Source organism: Pseudomonas faucium (assembly GCF_021602585.1).
Classification (GTDB): Bacteria; Pseudomonadota; Gammaproteobacteria; order Pseudomonadales; family Pseudomonadaceae; genus Aquipseudomonas; species Aquipseudomonas faucium.
The window spans coordinates 58,492-73,896 of sequence record NZ_BQIP01000019.1 but is presented as its reverse complement, the minus strand read 5'-3'; the positions used below and the strand labels follow the sequence as shown (position 1 = coordinate 73,896).

Sequence of the window (15,405 nt, the reverse complement as noted above, 5' to 3'; positions counted from 1 at the left end):
GGATGAATCCGCTCCTACATTTGTTGCAACGTACCTATGCCTGATAGGCCATAGTTGTCAGCCTTTCGGGTAGGACGCAATATCTCGGCGGGCGCCAAAAGCGGACAACCATGGCCTGGCAGACCGTGGCACGTTGCAACAAATGTAGGAGCGGATTCATTCGCGATGCGCCGCGCGGGCGGCGCGCGATCTCAAACCCACCCTCACACCCAAGCATAATCAGCTTTAAATTTAAACGCTAACTACCTGATTCACATTCATTAATAGAATTATCCTCGAAACAACTTCAAGTGTTGTAGGCGCCTAACCTCAGCACTCGACAAACGCCACAGCCAACCCACCCCGCGAGGTCTCCTTGTAGTTGGCATGCATATCCGCCCCCGTATCACGCATGGTGCGGATCACCCGGTCCAGCGAGATGAAATGCTCGCCATCGCCGCGCAGGGCCATCTGCACCGCATTGATCGCCTTGACCGCAGCAATCGCATTGCGCTCGATGCACGGCACCTGGACCAAGCCACCGACCGGGTCGCAGGTCAGCCCCAGGTTGTGCTCCAGGGCAATTTCGGCGGCATTCTCCAACTGCGGCGGCGTGGCGCCCAGCACTTCGGCCAGGCCCGCGGCGGCCATCGAGCAGGCCGAGCCGACTTCGCCCTGGCAGCCCACTTCGGCACCGGAAATCGAGGCGTTCTTCTTGCACAGGATGCCCACCGAGGCGGCCGCGAGCAAAAAGGCCACCACGTCGTCGTCACAGGCGCCGGGGTTGAACTTCATGTAGTAGTGCAACACCGCCGGGATGATGCCGGCGGCGCCATTGGTCGGCGCGGTGACCATGCGCCCGCCTGCGGCGTTCTCTTCGTTGACGGCCAGGGCGAACAGGTTGACCCACTCCATGGCGCTGAAGGTCGAGCCAATCACGTTTGGCTTCACCACTTCCTGCAGACTGCGGTGCAGGCGCGCGGCGCGGCGCTTGACGTTGAGCCCGCCCGGCAGCACGCCGTCGTGGCGCAGGCCGTTGTCGACGCACTCGCGCATCGCCGCCCAGATGCGCAGCAAGCCTTCGCGCACGTCGCTTTCAGGGCGCCAGGCGCATTCGTTGGCCAGCATCAACTGGCTGACGCTCAGGCCATGGGCCTTGCACAAGGCCAGCAGTTCGGCGGCGCTGGAGAATTCATAAGGCAGGCTGACCGCACCCTGGTCGCTTACTGGCGCATCGATTTGCTGCTGTTCGACGATAAAGCCCCCGCCCACCGAGTAGTAGGTCTGGCGCAGCAGCACGCCCTGCCCGCCTTCGGCGACCAGGGTCATGGCATTGGGGTGATAAGGCAGGCTTTCGTCCAGCAGCAGCATGTCGCGGGCGTAGTCGAACGCCAGCGGCTGGCTGGCGTCGAGCATCAGGCACTGCTCCTGCAGCACCTGGCCGATGCGCGAGTCGATGGTCGCCGGGTCGATGCGGTCGGGCCACTGGCCCATCAGCCCGAGCAGGCAGGCGCGGTCGGTGGCGTGACCGATGCCGGTGGCCGACAGCGAGCCATACAGGCGCACCTCGATGCGCGTTACCTGGGCCAGCAGGCCCTGCTCGCGCAGCGCCTGGGCAAAGGTGGCGGCGGCGCGCATCGGGCCGACGGTGTGGGAACTGGAAGGGCCGATGCCAATCTTGAAAAGGTCGAAAACACTGATAGCCATGCTAATGCCTGACCGCGCCGGTGCATGTGCACCGCGACACGGCTCGTTGGGAAAATTGAACGGTGCTGCAGATTTGCGCGATACTGCCGGGCTCATCCACGGATGACCAACGAAACTTCCTAAGCAAGCCTTTAGCGGTACTAAACGATGCGGCGGCAATTTAATGGCCAGATGTTCGTCTGGCTGCATGTTTTCAGCTGCGCGGCGCGGCACCTGTCGTTCACCCGCTGCGCCGAAGAACTGCACATCACCCCCGGCGCAGTCAGCCAGCAGATGCGCCAGCTCGAAGAACGCCTGGGCTATCGGCTGTTCCTGCGCCGGGCGCGCGGGGTGGAGCTGAGCGCCGAAGGGCAGCGCCTGGCGCAGACCGTGGCCGAAGCCTATGGCAGCATCGAGGCCGAACTGCTACGCCTGGATGCCGGGGAGATTCGTGGCACCTTGCGCCTGCGCTCGATCCCCTCGTTCCTGGCCAAATGGCTGACGCCGCGCCTGCCGCGCTTTCAGCAGCGCTACCCGGACATCGAACTGCGCCTGGTGGCCGAGGACAGCGCCCAGGCCCTGCACCCGGGCGACTTCGACCTGGCCATCGACCTCAACGACGGCAGCTACCCGGGCATGCTCTCGACGCCGCTGCTGGACGAGCAGATCTTCCCGGTGTGCTCGCCTGCCCTGCTGCGCGGCCGCCCGCCGCTGCACGGCCCGGCAGACCTGGTGCATTACCCGCTGCTGCACGACATCACCGCCTGGCGCGGCAGCTCGGAATACGCGGAATGGGAGTTCTACCTGGAGGGCATCGGCGCTGGCGGGCTGGATGTGCGCCGCGGCCACACCTTCAACCGCAACCACCTGACCATCGAGGCGGCGATCGCCGGCATTGGCGTGGCCATTGCCCGGCGCACCCTGCTCAATGACGAACTGGAGCGCGGGGCGTTGATCGTGCCGTTCGGCGTGCCGATCGCCAACTTCAAGCGCTATGTGGTGCATTACCCGCCAGGCGGCCTGAACCAGCCGGGGGCGCGGGCGGTGCATGACTGGCTGGTGGAGGAAGCGCGCGGGTTCCGGGCGTTGCACCCGTTAAGCTGACACCTCGGCTGAAAACCCGCGCCTGCCCGTCAGTACGCCTGCTTGCCGGTGAACGCGTTGAGCGTGCGCACCAGGATCACGAAGTCCAACCACAGCGACCAGTTGTTGATGTACTCGATGTCCGAGTCGACCCGCTGGATCATCTGCTCGATATCGCGGGTTTCCCCGCGGAACCCGCGCACTTGGGCAAGGCCGGTCATGCCCGGCTTGATGTTGTGGCGGGCGAAGTAGTCGACGATGTCCTGGGAATACAACGAGTCATGTTGCAAGGCATGTGGGCGTGGCCCGACCAGGGACATCTCGCCGGTCAGCACATTGAACAGTTGCGGCAGTTCATCCAGGCTGGTGCGGCGGATGAAGGCGCCAATCCGGGTCAGCCGCGGGTCATTCTTCTGCGCCTGTTTCACCACCCCCTGCTCGGGTTGGTGAACATGCATGCTGCGAAACTTCCAGATACGGAACGATTCGCCGGTCCAGCCTGTGCGTTCCTGGCGGAAGAACACCGGCCCCGGGCTGTCCAGTTTGATCGCCAGGGCCACGGCCAGCAGTACCGGTGAGGCACACAACAGGATCAGCGCTGCCAGCACCCGGTCTTCGAGGTTCTTGAGGAACAGGCTCATGCCGGTCAGCGGCGTCTCCGACAGGGTCAGTACGGGAATACCGGCAATTTCCCGCACGCTGTGGTTGATCAAGCGAAGGGAGAAGATGTCGGGCACCCAGTTCACCGCAATGCACTTGTCGAGCAACTTCAAATACACTTCGTTGATAACTTCCGAACCGCCCAACGGGGTCACCAGATACACCGTTCTTATTGCATGTTGCGCGACCAGTTCATCCAACTTGTCGATATGCCCAAGTACCGGCAGGCGCTGTTTGCCATCGACACTTTCCCTGACCGGCTCGATAGTACCGTCAAGCAACACGCAGCCCATTACCCGTTCGCCAAACCACGGGTTGTTGCTGATTTTCTGATAAAGAAAGTTGGCCAGGTCGCCATTGCCGATGATCAGCGCGTTGTCCAGCCGCGCATGGGCGGTAAAGCGCTTTTGCACCTCGCGCACCGCATAGTGCAGAAACAACTGCACCACGTAGCCGATCACAAACAGCTGCCCCACCAGCAGCCGCGAGTAGGTCTCGCTCTGCTTGGTCAGAAACGCCAGCACCACCAGGAAGCAGAAGGTCGCCGACCACGCCTTGAACAGCCGGAAGGCCTTGATCGACAAGCCGACATTGGTGCGGTAGATGGCGTAATGGTCGTAGATCACCGCCAATGCGCCAATCAGCAGCAACAGCATGATCACGTAGTCGGAGGTGATGTAGCCGATCTGGTCGTAGATCAAGTACCACGCCACGCCGGTCACGGCGATGCCGTCGAGGCCCGCCTGGATGGCGTTGCTCACGCTGCTTCTGCGCTGGAGCAAGGAACGACTGCTTCTGGGTTCGAAAACCATTCTCAGGCCTCATCTTATTAGGCGCAGCAGGTACTTTTCACGCCATCAGTACATTTCATCCATTAAACTTTTACATCTTCCTTAATATGTACATGATTATTCAGGCAATGTGTCTTTGATATCACTGTAGCAGTATCCGGCCATCATGCCGTGACAAATCATTTAGGATCCGTTTTCTGCCGCGGCTGCGGTGACGAAACATTGACGCATTTTGCGCGCCACGCAGCAAACTTCAATGTGCGCCAAATAAACATCGGGTTACCGACAACATAGCGCATGAACAGGCGCTTCGGCTCTTTCATTAGTCGGAATATCCACTCCCCGCCCAGCCGGCGCAGCCAATGCGGCGCGCGCTCGACCTTGCCACCCAGGAAATCCAGGATCGCCCCGCCGCAGACGATCAGGCACGGCCCGGCAGTGTCCGACAGGCGGGCAGCGAGCGCTTCCTGCTTGGGCATGCCCATGCCCAGGATGATCAGCTCCGGCTGCACGCTGCGCGTCAGCTCAAGGTAGGTATCGGTGTCGGCAAAACCATCGTGCAAGGAGACCGGCGTGACGCCGAACGCCGCCTGGCATCGCGCGGCCGCGGCGCTCAACGCCGGCTCCCGAGTGCCCCACAAGGCCACCCGGCGGCCCTGGTAGGCCATCAACAGCTGGGGGATGAAGTCGGTGCCGTTCATGTTCAAGCCAGGCTCAAGGCCCAGGCGGCGATACAGGATGGCCACACCGGAGCCATCGCGCAGCAGCACGTCAGCGGCCATCAGCGCCTGGTGGAAGCCAGCATCGCGGGTCACCAGGTTCAGCGCATGGGCATTGACGAAGCCCAGCACCGTCGCCCGCTCGGGCGTGGCCAGGGCGTGCAGCACACGCTGTTGGTCCGCCCGGTCGGCCACGCGCTGCATGCGCTCGGTCAGCGCTTGCCAGCGGCCTTGCCAGTTCGAAGTGCTCATCAGCCGTCATCCCGTTTCGAACGCACCCACTCGACCTGGCGCTTGATCAGGAAGCCCAGGTACAGCGGGATCTTCTTTAAGGCGTAGAGCGGCGCGTAGATCAGCACCGAAAACGGAATCACCTCGCGGGAGAAGCGGCTCCAGGCCAGCAACACCGCGCTGCCCAGCATCAACAGGGCGAGCGTCGCCAGCACCGCCGGCAGCAGTACGCCCAGCAGCAGGAACACCAGCCAGGACACCACGAACAGGCCCACCAGGGCCAAGGTCAGCAGCGCCAGCGGCGGCACCATCAGGTCCAGGCTCATGGCCAGCAACGGCCAGTTGCCCTTGGCCAGGGCGCTGGCAACCAGTTTCGGCCCATCGGCCAGCAGCACGCCCAGGTGCCCGTGCTCCCAGCGGGTGCGCTGGCCGCTGAGGCCTTCCTGGCTGGTCGGGAACAGGCTGGTGACGCGCGCCTGCGGGCAGAACAGCGGCGGTTTGCCGGCCCGGCAGAAGTCCAGGCCCAGCTTCAGGTCTTCGACCAGGTGCCCGGTGGCCAGGTTGGCAGCGGCGATGTCCTGCCAGCCAATGGCCATACCCGTGCCCATCAACTGGCAAGGCAAACCCGCACGCGCCCAGCCCAGCGGGCGCACCAGGTTCTTCACGCGCCAGGCGAACTCGGCAATGAGGATCTTCAACCCGGCCCCCGGCGGCGCGCACATCAGGTCCAGGCCCTGGACCGGGCCTGCGGCCGCGATGCAACGCTGCGCCAAGTGCTCGATCGAGCCTGGGCTCACCTGGCAGTCGGCATCGATGACCACCACCACGTCCGGCGGCGCTGCGGCCAGGTGGCGCACGCCGCAATCCAGGGCGTAGCCTTTGCCGCGCAGTTGCCCATGCTGGCGCTCGACCACCTCTGCGCCGGCACCGCGGGCCAGGGCGGCAGTCTGGTCGTCGCAGTTGTCGGCCACCACCAGCAGGCGGTCACCTTCCAGCAACTGGCGGTGGATGCCCTGCACCGTCGCCACGATGCCCGATGCCTCGTTGTGCGCTGGCACCAGCACCGCCACCCGAGGCCGTGGCCCGGCCGCCGAGGCCTGCGCCTGCGCCCGTGGCGGCAGGCAGGCCAGCAGCACCTGGGCGAACAGCACCGTCACCGGCAACAGGATCAACAGCGCCACCGCGCCCAACAGCCAGCTGATAAGCGTGATCATGCCAATGCCTTGAAGTGATGGGCCAGCTTGGCCGCTTCGCGATCGATGTCATGGCGCTCCAGCACCCGCTGGCGCGCCGCCTCGCCCATGCGCTGCAACACCTCGGCCGGTTGCGCCAGGCAATCAGCCATGGCGCCAGCCAGCTCGTCCACAGCGCCCGCCGGGAACAGCCAGCCGTTCTCGCCCGGGCGCACCAGCTCGGGGATGCCTGCGACAAAGGTGGTCAACACCGGCCGGCGCAAGGCCATGGCCTCCATGATCACCACCGGCAAGCCTTCGGCGAAGCTCGGCAGCACCAGGGCGCGGGCAGCGAGGATTTCATCGCGCACCTGGGCGCTGCTGATCCAGCCAGTGATACGCACCTGGGCCTGTAGCCCGTAGCGGGCGATCAAGGTTTCGATCTGCGCACGCATTTCGCCGTCGCCGGCCAGCACCAGTTCGAAGTCGATGCCCTGCCCGGCCAATTGCTGCGCTGCCTGCAGCAGCAACAGCTGGCCCTTCTGCTCGCACAGCCGGCCCACGCACACCAGGCGCGGTGCAGCCGGCGCCGGCACCGGCGCCACCTGGTGAAAAGCAGGCTCCAGGCCACAATGCACCACCTTGACCTTGGCCCAGTGCTCATGCGCCACCCAGCGATACAGTTGGCTGCGCCCATAGGAGCTGACCGCAGCGACGAAGGCCGAGCGCCTGACCTTCTCGCCCATGTGCAGAAACTGCGGTTTGTCGAACTCTTCCGGCCCGTGCACGGTGAAGCTGTAGGGTGGCCCGCCCAGGGCATTGGCCAGCATCACCACTTCGGCGGAGTTGGTGCCGAAGTGCGCGTGCACATGCTCGGCGCCAAAGGCCTGCAGCCACTGCACCACGCAGCACGCCTCGGCCAGGTAGACCAGGTGATACGGCAGCGGCCGGTCCCCCCGCAGGCCCAGGCGCAGGCTCAGCCGCAAGGCTGCGGCAAAGCGCCGAGGTTCGGCGCGCAGCACCTGCCACAGCGGCTTGAGCAAGCCCTTGAGGCCTGCCTGCAGCACGTACTGGGTCTTGTCGCGCTCGGCCAGGTCCTCGGCGTCCTGCAACTCGCCGTCCCAGCCGCGCAGGGCAATGCGCTGGATCACCACGCCCTGGCGCTCCAGCGCCAGGATCTCGCGGCGTATGAAGCTATGGCTGACTTTCGGGTACTGATTGATGAAATAGGCAATGCGCATAGAAATCCAGATCTCTACCTGCGTGTGTGATGACCAGGGCGCTCACTGCTGCGGGCACAACCCGGCAGCCGGGGTACTCGCCTTGAGCACATCGTCGTACATGGCCTGCAGCTCCAGGGCCTGGTCGCTGCACAAGGTGATGCCTTGCTTGAAGGCGTTGCGGTGCTGGCGATAGCGCTCGGGCTGCTCGAGGATCTCGGTCAGCGCCTGGCGCAGGTACTTTTCGTCCGCGCTGAGCGGGATCAGCGTGCCGTTCACCCCGTCGACGATGTCTTCCACGGTGCCGCCGGCATGGGTGCTGATCACCCACACGTCGCGCACCAGCGCCTCGCGCACGGCCAGGCCAAAGGTTTCCTTCGACTGGGTGGGGAACAGCAGCACATCGATACCGGCGAAGAACTCGTCCATGTTGGCCTGGGTGTAGCCCGGCACGATGCTGACCGTGCCCGGGATCTTGATGCTGTGCCGGTTCAACGAGCGAAAGCCCAGGTGCAGGAGGTTGTCGACCACCTTGAGCTCGTAGTCCGAACGCTGCAGGGCGGCGAAGGCGCGGGTGATCACGTCGATCCCCTTGATGGTCGCGTTGCCGCCGACGAAGCCGAAGCGGATGGCCTTGCCCGGGTGGCGCTGGTAGTCGGCGGCCGGCGGCAGGATGCCGTTGCGGTTGACGCGGATCTTCGCCGCATCGAAGCCGTTGGCGATGTACAGGTTGCGGGCAAAGTGGCTGGGCGCCAGCAGCAGGTCGGCCTGGTTCAGCGTGCTGGCCAGGAACTGCTGGCGATACACATTCAGCGCCGGGTCGTCCACACAGCGGGCGCAGACCTCGGCGCGGATGGTGGTTTGCCCGCAGTACTTGCCGTGTTTGTCGATCATGAACTGGCGCCCGCAGATCCACCAGCAATCGTGCAGGGTCACCACGAACGGCAGGCCCGCGCGCCGGCAGCTGTCGGCCAAGAGCGCGCCCAGCCCCTGGATCGAGTGCATGTGCACCAGGTCCGGGGCCACCCGTTCGAGCACGGTGTCGAACATGGGTAAAGTGTCGGGGTTTTCGAAGTCTTCGCGGGCGCTGCGCTCGTCGGGCAGGCCCATGCCGATCACCGCGGCGCCATGCGCCTCGTAGCGGTACAGGCTGTAGGGCTCGGCGTCGGTTTCGGGCAGCGAGGTGAAGATGAACTGCTGGAAGGTGGTGGTCGCCACCATCAGGCGCGCCATCTGTTCGGCCACCACCGTGGCGCCGCCGAAGCTGCGCGGGGCGAAGAAGATGTTGGCCGACAGTACCCGCCGGTTGCGGTCGCGCGGCAACTGGGGGAACAGGTGGCCGAGCTGTTCGCTGTTGAGGGCATGGGCGCTGTTGTCCCACTCCACCAGCGTGACGTGCCCCGCGCCCAGGTCCAGCATGGCCTTGGCCAGTGCCGGCGTTGCCGCGATGGCGTGGTCGCAGGCCAGCAGCGCCTGCTGGAACAGGCTGACCGCCGCCAGCAGCTGGTTGACCGTTTCCTCGTTGAAGACGCTCAAGTCGTTGTGCTGCCGATAGGCTTGGGGGTCGAAGATCAGCGCATCGACATCCCAGAGCGTGCTCACCTTCAGCCGCCTGGCCTCCTCCACCAGCTGCAGCATCTCGGCCGTGGCCGGCAGGCGATGGAAGATCACCACCGAGGCGGTCTGCAGGGCATTGTTGCAGGCTGCGGCGTCGCGCCAGTCGAGCACCTGGCAGCGGTAGCCAAGGCTTTGCAGTGCCTGCTGCAGCCACGCCGGGCGGCCGCTGGGCGGCTGGGCCAGTTCGCCTTCGCAGACCAGCAGCAGCTCACGCGGGAAGAGTTCGCTGGCCGGCACGCTGGGGTCGCCCAGCGGCAGGCTCTTGCGCTTGCTGTCGGCGGGTTTCCACAGCAGCGACGGCCCCTGCCTGAGCAGTTCGCGCACGGCCTTTTTCAACGTCGGGTACAAACCGGCCTTGCGCAGGTAGGCAATGAAGCGCTGGTCGGCCCGCGGCTCGGTGGTGATCTGCCGCAGCAGGCCTGCCAGGCGGGCACGCATGCCAGGTGGCGTGCTGCCAACGCTGGCCTGCTGCGCCGCCAGGGCGCTGCCCAGGCGTTGGCGGTGCAGGTTGAGCTGCTGCGCCACTTCGTGGTCGGGCACCGCGGCTTCGAGCTGGCCGAACAGGTCGTCCAGCAGCGCATAGCGGCGCCGGTACATGGCGCGTTTCTTCGGCGCGATGTCTTCTGCCGAGCGCTCGGCCGCAGCCAGGGGCAGGCTGAAGAAGCCTTCGCGCTCGAGGGTTTCGCCGCCATGCTCCAGCCAGATGGCGTCGTAGTTGGCGGCCAGTTCGCGGCCGGTGTCGGCGCCGAAATAAGGGTGCCGGTGATGCCGGTAGGCATCGCTGACGGCGTGGATCTGCGTGGCGCCCAGCAGCCGGGCAAGGCACTTGATGGCTTCGATCAGCAGGCTGCGTGGGCGCAGGCCTTCGAAATCCTTGGTCAGGTCGCGGTAGATGTTCAGCGACGTCTCGCTGTCGATGCCCTTGTGGATGCCCTGCACCGCGCCGATCAACAGGCACAGCTGGCCATCGGCCTGGCACAGGCTGAAAGCCAGCGATGCCACGCGCAAGTCGCCCTGGAACAGGTTGAGCACCAGCTCGCCTTCGCGCTTGAACCAGATCGGCCGGTCCAGCACCAGGGTGCAGCCGGGGGAGTAGCTCGACAGGTCGGCGAGGGTTCGCTGCGCGTCACGCCCGAGCAGCAACAAGGAGGGAAATTGCTTGGCCACCAGCTCGTAGTGCGAGGCCACCACCGCCAGCCGCTGCGGTGCATCCCAGCCCTTGCTGATATAGGGCCATTGCAGGATGCCGATGCTGTCGTCACCCAGCGCCGCCCAGCCTTCGGCGCCCAGCGCCGTGTTCATGCGCTGCACGAAGGTGCCGAGCTGGGGCCATTGGCGGACCATCAGCAGGCTCAGTGCGAGGCGGTTCTTCAGCGCCCGCGGCGACAGGCCGGGGTGTACCGCTGGCAGGGTCCTGGCGAGTGAAACGAGGTTCATGGTCATCTCACTTGTACTCGATCAAAGCCGATTTGCTGGCGGTCAACCTGTCGAACAGGAACTTCACCTGCCCGACCATTTCAGGGAACTTGGCGAGCACCAGGAACACCGCCTGCAAGCCGTTCTCGCGCAGCGTGCGGCCACCGCGGCGGGTCAGGCGCAGGGCCTGCAGCGGGTAGATCGCCAGCAGCAGCAAGCCCCAGCCCCCCAGCAGCGCCCAGAGCAGCAGCGTCACCAGCGGGATGCCCAGCCCCCACAGCCAGGCGCGCAGCGACTCACGCCGCCAGTGGCGCTCGGGTGGGTAGCCATGCAGGTAGGTGCCCTCGGCGAAGGCATAGCCGCCGCGCACGCAGCGCCGCCACCATTGGCTGAAACGGGTCATGGCGGCATCGTGCAAGGTCATTTCGGCGTCCAGGCGCCAGATTTTCCAGCCACGGGCGCGCAAGCGCACGCACAGCTCCGGTTCTTCCCCGGCGATCAGCTCCGGGCGGTAGCCGGACACCGCCCTGAAGGCATCGACGCGCATCAGCGCATCGCCACCACAGGCCTTGGCGTCGCCGACCGGGGTGTCCCACTCCAGGTCGCACAGCAGGTTGTACACCGAGCGCTCGGGAAAGCGCTCGCGCCGCCGCCCGCACACCACCGCCACGTCCGGGTGGGTGTCGAGAAACGCCTGGGCGCTGCCCAGCCAGCCCGCCACCACCTCGCAGTCGCCGTCGACGAACTGCACGTAGCGCAGCTCCGGGCGCAACTGCAGCAGGCAGGCAAAGCCTTCGTTACGCGCCCGGGCAGCCGTGAACGGGATGCTCAGGTCCAGCGCCAGCACTTCTACCCCATGGCTGCGTGCCCGCTGCACCGAGCCATCGGTGGAACCGGAGTCGACATACACGACCTGGTCCGCGCCGCTGGCCAGCGAGGCCAGGCAGCGCTCCAGGCGCATCCCCTCATTGCGACCAATCACCACCACTCCGATGCCTGTCTCCATGCGCCTCTCGCCACCCCTGAACGCCACTTGCCGATCACCGCCGCCCCTGGGGCCGGCTCATGTGTACTGCACTGCCTCGTGCTTGCGCGCCTTGACCGTGGCCGGCACCCCCACCGCCAGCGAGTTGTCCGGCACATCGATCAGCACCACCGCGTTGGAGCCGATCACCACGTTGTCGCCGATGCGGATATTGCCCAGCAGCTTGGCCCCGGCGCCGATATCGACGTTGTTGCCGATCACAGGCGCAGTCGGCTCGCTGACATTCTTCAGCCCCACCACCACGCCGTTGCGGATCCTGCAGTCGTCGCCAAAGCGCGCGTAGCCGCTGATGACGATGCCGCCGAAATGGTCGATGACGAAGTTGCGGCCCACCTCTACCTCGCACGGCAACTCCACCCCGGTGATGATCTGCACGAACTTGAACAACACCTTGTAGATGAACGACAGCAGCTTGCGCAGCAGTGCCGGACGCACCCCATAGCGCCAGCGGCCGAAGCGGTACACCAGCATCACCCAGAAGCCCTGGGCGCCCCAGTCGCCCTTGTATGCCCGCAAGTCCGCGCGGATGTTGTCGAACATGGCCCCCTCCTAGCGTGTTGGCTGTGTGGCGTAGCGAGTCTTGAACAGCAACGACCAGGTGGCGCGGGTGTGCAGCCAGCAGGCCCGGATGGCCGGCCAGCCGCGCCCTTTGAGCAGCGCCTTGAGGGCCAGCAGCAGATCGCCCAGGCTGACCAGGCCCATGTGCAGGGCAAGCCCTGCCGCGCCGTGATGCTTGCGAAAGTACAAAAGCTCGCTTTCGATCTGGTAGGCCGAGATCTGCCGGCTGGCGGCCTCCAGCTCAGCCACCGACTTGGAGCTTTCGCCGCCGATGTGCACCACCGTGGTATGCGGGTAGAACACCACCTTCCAGCCGGCCTCCTTGACCCGCTTGCAGTGGTCGACTTCCTCGTAGTAGAGGAAGTAGCGCGGGTCGAACAGCCCCACCTTGTCCAGCACCTCGCGGCGCACCAGGTAGAAGCACCCCGGCAGCCAGTCGCATTCGCGCACCGAGCCATGGTCCCAGCTCATCTCGTCGACCATCTTCAGCCCAGGGAACAAACGCCCCAGGCCTGTGCGCGAAACGAACACGTTCAAGGGGGTGGGGAAATAGCGGCAGCACGGCTGCAGGTCACCCTCGCGGCCTTCCAGGCGCACGCCCAGCACGCCGCAATCGGGGTGCTCGTCCATGTAGGCGATGGTCTTTTCCAGCGAGTCGCTGGCAACGAAGGCATCGGTATTGAGCAGCAGCGCGTACTTGCCCTGCAGGTGGGCCAGCAGCTGGTTGTTGGCGCGGCCGAAACCGACGTTCTTCTGGTTGCTCAGCAGCAGCGCCTCGGGGCAGACCTGGGCCATGCGCGCCAACGAATCGTCGGCCGAGGCGTTGTCCACCACCAGGTAACTGGCCAGGCGCTCGCTGCCCGCCTCGCGCAGCGCGTCGAACATCGGCTGCAGCAAGGAGGCCGTGTTGAAGTTGACCACCATCACATCGACGGGCTTGCTATCCATTGTTGCCGTCCCCAAAGAAGTACTGCCGCCTCACTGCCGCCAAGGTCGGTTCCAGCGCGGGGTCGAAGGCGCCCTTGCGCTGCTTGACGAGGTCTATCCAGGGATACGAATTGCACCGCTCCTCCACCCGCTCGATCAACGCCGCAGTCGTGCAGATGACCTTGGCCGGGTTGCCGCCCACCACCATGCCCGGTGGCACATCCTTGGTGACCACGGCACCGGCGGCAACCACCGAGTCGGGCCCGATGGTCACGCGCGGCATGATGATGGCGCCGTGGCCGACGAAACAGTTGTCTCGTATATCAATGTAGCCCACCGAATCGAGCTGCTTGCCGTAGCACACCTCGATCAGTGCCACCACGCCGTCATGCCCGATCAGGGTGCAGTCCGACAGGCCCACGTTGCTGCCGATGCGCACCAGGGTCGGGTCGGTGACGCAACAGCCGCAGTTGATGTGCACGTTGTTGCCGATCGAGTGGAACTTGCCCCACCGCGCCAGGTAGGTGCCCCATTGCAACGGTGTGGGATTGCACAGTTTCCTGTACAGCGAGCCTCCCCGCCCGGTTGAGTTGGCGTAATGTTTCACGGCGCTCCGTAGCCATCCGAACATGCTGTCTGCCTCGTTAGTAAACCCTTCCTGGACTGCCTCTGAGGCGAACCGGTCTCGTTCTTCTTGGTGCTGACCGCATCGCACTCAACCCTTGTCAACCGCGCTGTAACCGTTGCTTGTCGCCTTGGCACACTCCTTTGCGGCTCAAACCGCCTTGTTGCTGGTTTTCAGTTTGTCGTCCAGGTGCTCGGCCAGGCGCACGGCGAACTGCAGCAGCGGCATGGTCGGGTTGGAGGCGCCGCTGGTGGCGAAGATGCTGCTGCCGGCCACATAGAGGTTGTGGGTGCCGAACACCTTGCAATCGCTGTCGACCACGCCGAACTCGGGCGACGCCGCCATGCGCGTGGTGCCCATGTGGTGGGCATGCGGCTGCAGCTTCAGGGCAAGGCTGGTGTCGTAGACGAAATCGTTCAACTTGACGAAGCCAAGGCCGGTGTCGGCGAACTGCTTGGCCAGCTCGCTGCCGATGCACTTGATGGTGTGCCGGTCATGCTCGCTCAGCGACCAGTTGACGTTGACCTTGCCCATCCCCAGGGCGTCCTTTTCATCCAGCAGCGAGAGGTGGCTCTGCACATTGGGGAACTGCTCGATCATGGTGCTGATGACCCCGTCTCCGGGGCAGCTGAAGTTGGCGATGAAGGCGATCTTGCTGGCCACGCCCATGTCACAGGCCAGGTTTTCCAGAAAGTGCTTGACCTCTGCGGTCCTGCCGTAGGTCCTGACCTCTTCCAGCACGGCGGTGGTGACATTGCCCTTGCCAGCGTGGTACTCGGCGACGAAGGCATCGGTGGTGTAGTACTGGTGCTGGCTGCCGTCCTGCCCGTTGCTGAGGATGAAAGTGCCCATGTCGATGTTCAGGTGTTCCATGAAGCAGCGCCCCGCCAGGCCGTCGGGGCTCACCACGCCGGCGGCCTGCAGCGACTGGCTGTTGAGCAGCTGGCGGGCGTTTTCGATGGCGCCGGTGGCGAGGATGAACTTCTTCGCCACCAGGCGCTGGCGATTGCGCTCGTAGTCCGACACCTGTATCGAGGCCAGGCGGCCGCTGGCCTTGTCGAATTCCAGGTCGACGCAGTTGCAGTTGATGAACACGTCCAGCCCAGGGGTGTCGTTGAGCGCGGCCGCGTACTTCTGCGCAAAGCGTGTGGGCGGGCTGAGCAGGAAACGGTCGGCGTCGAAGTCGTCACCCTTCAGCGCCACATTGAGTGGCTGGAAGGCCTTGCCCTGGGGCAGGTCGACGATGTCCATGGCGGCGGGCAGGTAGCGCTCGATTTCCGCATAGGGGATCGGCCAGCCCGGCAGGTCGCCCGGTGGCTGCACGGCAAAGTCGGACGCGGTGAACGGCCGGCAACGCCCTGCCCAGTGGTTGGAGGTGCCGCCAAGAAAGCGCAGGCGGGTTTCCTCGGCGTACAGCTCCAACCCCGAGGAGGTGCATTTGTACAACGCCTGCGAACGGGGCGCGTACTCGTGGCCGCCGCCCTCGAGCAGCACCACCCGCCAGCCGGCCTGCGCCAGGCGCAGGGCCAGGGTGATGCCGGCAGGGCCGGCGCCGATGATGCACACGTCATAATGATCACGCAGGGTCTTCTGCGTCTGGTAGTCGTTGATCATGTTCAGTCGTTCCGCAAGTACTGGGACGGCAACACCCAACCGTTGATAACGACGAACCCGTT

The 15,405-nt window shown here is 65.1% G+C and carries 12 protein-coding genes and 1 pseudogene; 1 reads left to right on the top strand and 12 read right to left on the bottom strand.

From position 1 onward, the window contains the following. Positions 1-309: 309 nt before the first annotated feature. A complete protein-coding gene (locus L6D75_RS20230) occupies positions 310-1,686 on the bottom strand; it encodes an L-serine ammonia-lyase (RefSeq protein ID WP_176510844.1) in 1,377 nt (458 codons plus the stop codon). Positions 1,687-1,833: 147 nt separating this feature from the next. On the opposite strand from L6D75_RS20230, the gene L6D75_RS20225 reads away from it, so the two are divergent. Continuing rightward, positions 1,834-2,769, top strand: coding sequence for a LysR substrate-binding domain-containing protein (locus tag L6D75_RS20225; RefSeq protein WP_176510845.1), 936 nt, complete (start codon positions 1,834-1,836; stop codon positions 2,767-2,769). Positions 2,770-2,798: 29 nt separating this feature from the next. Here L6D75_RS20225 and L6D75_RS20220 read toward each other — a convergent pair whose 3' ends face one another. The 11 genes and pseudogenes from L6D75_RS20220 to L6D75_RS20175 form a co-directional block, all read right to left on the bottom strand. Beyond that, positions 2,799-4,220: an undecaprenyl-phosphate glucose phosphotransferase gene (locus L6D75_RS20220; protein WP_176510846.1), complete on the bottom strand. Its 1,422-nt coding sequence runs from the start codon at positions 4,218-4,220 to the stop codon at positions 2,799-2,801. 158 nt (positions 4,221-4,378) lie between these two features. Beyond that, a complete protein-coding gene (locus L6D75_RS20215; RefSeq protein WP_176510847.1) occupies positions 4,379-5,170 on the bottom strand; it encodes a WecB/TagA/CpsF family glycosyltransferase in 792 nt (263 codons plus the stop codon). Beyond that, positions 5,170-6,363 (bottom strand): glycosyltransferase family 2 protein, encoded by a 1,194-nt coding sequence (locus L6D75_RS20210; RefSeq protein ID WP_176510848.1) that lies wholly within the window; start codon positions 6,361-6,363, stop codon positions 5,170-5,172. Before L6D75_RS20210 ends, L6D75_RS20215 begins: the two co-directional genes overlap by 1 nt. After that, positions 6,360-7,562, bottom strand: coding sequence for a glycosyltransferase family 4 protein (locus L6D75_RS20205; RefSeq protein WP_176510849.1), 1,203 nt, complete (start codon positions 7,560-7,562; stop codon positions 6,360-6,362). Before L6D75_RS20205 ends, L6D75_RS20210 begins: the two co-directional genes overlap by 4 nt. Positions 7,563-7,604: 42 nt before the next feature. Next, the gene (locus L6D75_RS27355; RefSeq protein WP_309296064.1) at positions 7,605-8,960 is read right to left on the bottom strand and encodes a glycosyltransferase family 4 protein; all 1,356 of its coding nucleotides are present in this window, start codon (positions 8,958-8,960) and stop codon (positions 7,605-7,607) included. A gap of 642 nt (positions 8,961-9,602) precedes the next feature. Beyond that, positions 9,603-10,595: pseudogene (locus L6D75_RS27350) on the bottom strand (VirK/YbjX family protein); the annotation flags it as partial. 7 nt (positions 10,596-10,602) lie between these two features. Then, complete coding sequence (locus L6D75_RS20195; RefSeq protein WP_176510851.1) at positions 10,603-11,580, bottom strand: glycosyltransferase family 2 protein; 978 nt, start codon at positions 11,578-11,580, stop codon at positions 10,603-10,605. 57 nt (positions 11,581-11,637) lie between these two features. After that, entirely contained in the window at positions 11,638-12,159 is a 522-nt protein-coding gene (locus tag L6D75_RS20190) for a serine O-acetyltransferase (RefSeq protein WP_176510852.1), read from the bottom strand. A gap of 9 nt (positions 12,160-12,168) precedes the next feature. Next, positions 12,169-13,125: a glycosyltransferase family 2 protein gene (locus L6D75_RS20185; protein WP_176510853.1), complete on the bottom strand. Its 957-nt coding sequence runs from the start codon at positions 13,123-13,125 to the stop codon at positions 12,169-12,171. Then, on the bottom strand, positions 13,118-13,735 hold the full coding sequence (locus L6D75_RS20180; RefSeq protein ID WP_176510854.1) for an acyltransferase: 618 nt from the start codon (positions 13,733-13,735) through the stop codon (positions 13,118-13,120). The genes L6D75_RS20185 and L6D75_RS20180 overlap by 8 nt, the downstream gene beginning before the upstream one ends. A 144-nt stretch (positions 13,736-13,879) precedes the next feature. After that, on the bottom strand, positions 13,880-15,343 hold the full coding sequence (locus L6D75_RS20175) for an FAD-dependent oxidoreductase (RefSeq protein ID WP_176510855.1): 1,464 nt from the start codon (positions 15,341-15,343) through the stop codon (positions 13,880-13,882). Positions 15,344-15,405: the final 62 nt, after the last annotated feature.

What these genes read in the sequence shown, in the direction of transcription:
- L6D75_RS20230 (WP_176510844.1), bottom strand. Translation starts at nt 1,686, where the DNA reads ATGGCTATCAGTGTTTTCGACCTTTTCAAGATTGGCATCGGCCCTTCC.
- L6D75_RS20225 (WP_176510845.1), top strand. Translation starts at nt 1,834, where the DNA reads ATGCGGCGGCAATTTAATGGCCAGATGTTCGTCTGGCTGCATGTTTTC.
- L6D75_RS20220 (WP_176510846.1), bottom strand. Translation starts at nt 4,220, where the DNA reads ATGGTTTTCGAACCCAGAAGCAGTCGTTCCTTGCTCCAGCGCAGAAGC.
- L6D75_RS20215 (WP_176510847.1), bottom strand. Translation starts at nt 5,170, where the DNA reads ATGAGCACTTCGAACTGGCAAGGCCGCTGGCAAGCGCTGACCGAGCGC.
- L6D75_RS20210 (WP_176510848.1), bottom strand. Translation starts at nt 6,363, where the DNA reads ATGATCACGCTTATCAGCTGGCTGTTGGGCGCGGTGGCGCTGTTGATC.
- L6D75_RS20205 (WP_176510849.1), bottom strand. Translation starts at nt 7,562, where the DNA reads ATGCGCATTGCCTATTTCATCAATCAGTACCCGAAAGTCAGCCATAGC.
- L6D75_RS27355 (WP_309296064.1), bottom strand. Translation starts at nt 8,960, where the DNA reads ATGCTGGACCTGGGCGCGGGGCACGTCACGCTGGTGGAGTGGGACAAC.
- L6D75_RS20195 (WP_176510851.1), bottom strand. Translation starts at nt 11,580, where the DNA reads ATGGAGACAGGCATCGGAGTGGTGGTGATTGGTCGCAATGAGGGGATG.
- L6D75_RS20190 (WP_176510852.1), bottom strand. Translation starts at nt 12,159, where the DNA reads ATGTTCGACAACATCCGCGCGGACTTGCGGGCATACAAGGGCGACTGG.
- L6D75_RS20185 (WP_176510853.1), bottom strand. Translation starts at nt 13,125, where the DNA reads ATGGATAGCAAGCCCGTCGATGTGATGGTGGTCAACTTCAACACGGCC.
- L6D75_RS20180 (WP_176510854.1), bottom strand. Translation starts at nt 13,735, where the DNA reads ATGTTCGGATGGCTACGGAGCGCCGTGAAACATTACGCCAACTCAACC.
- L6D75_RS20175 (WP_176510855.1), bottom strand. Translation starts at nt 15,343, where the DNA reads ATGATCAACGACTACCAGACGCAGAAGACCCTGCGTGATCATTATGAC.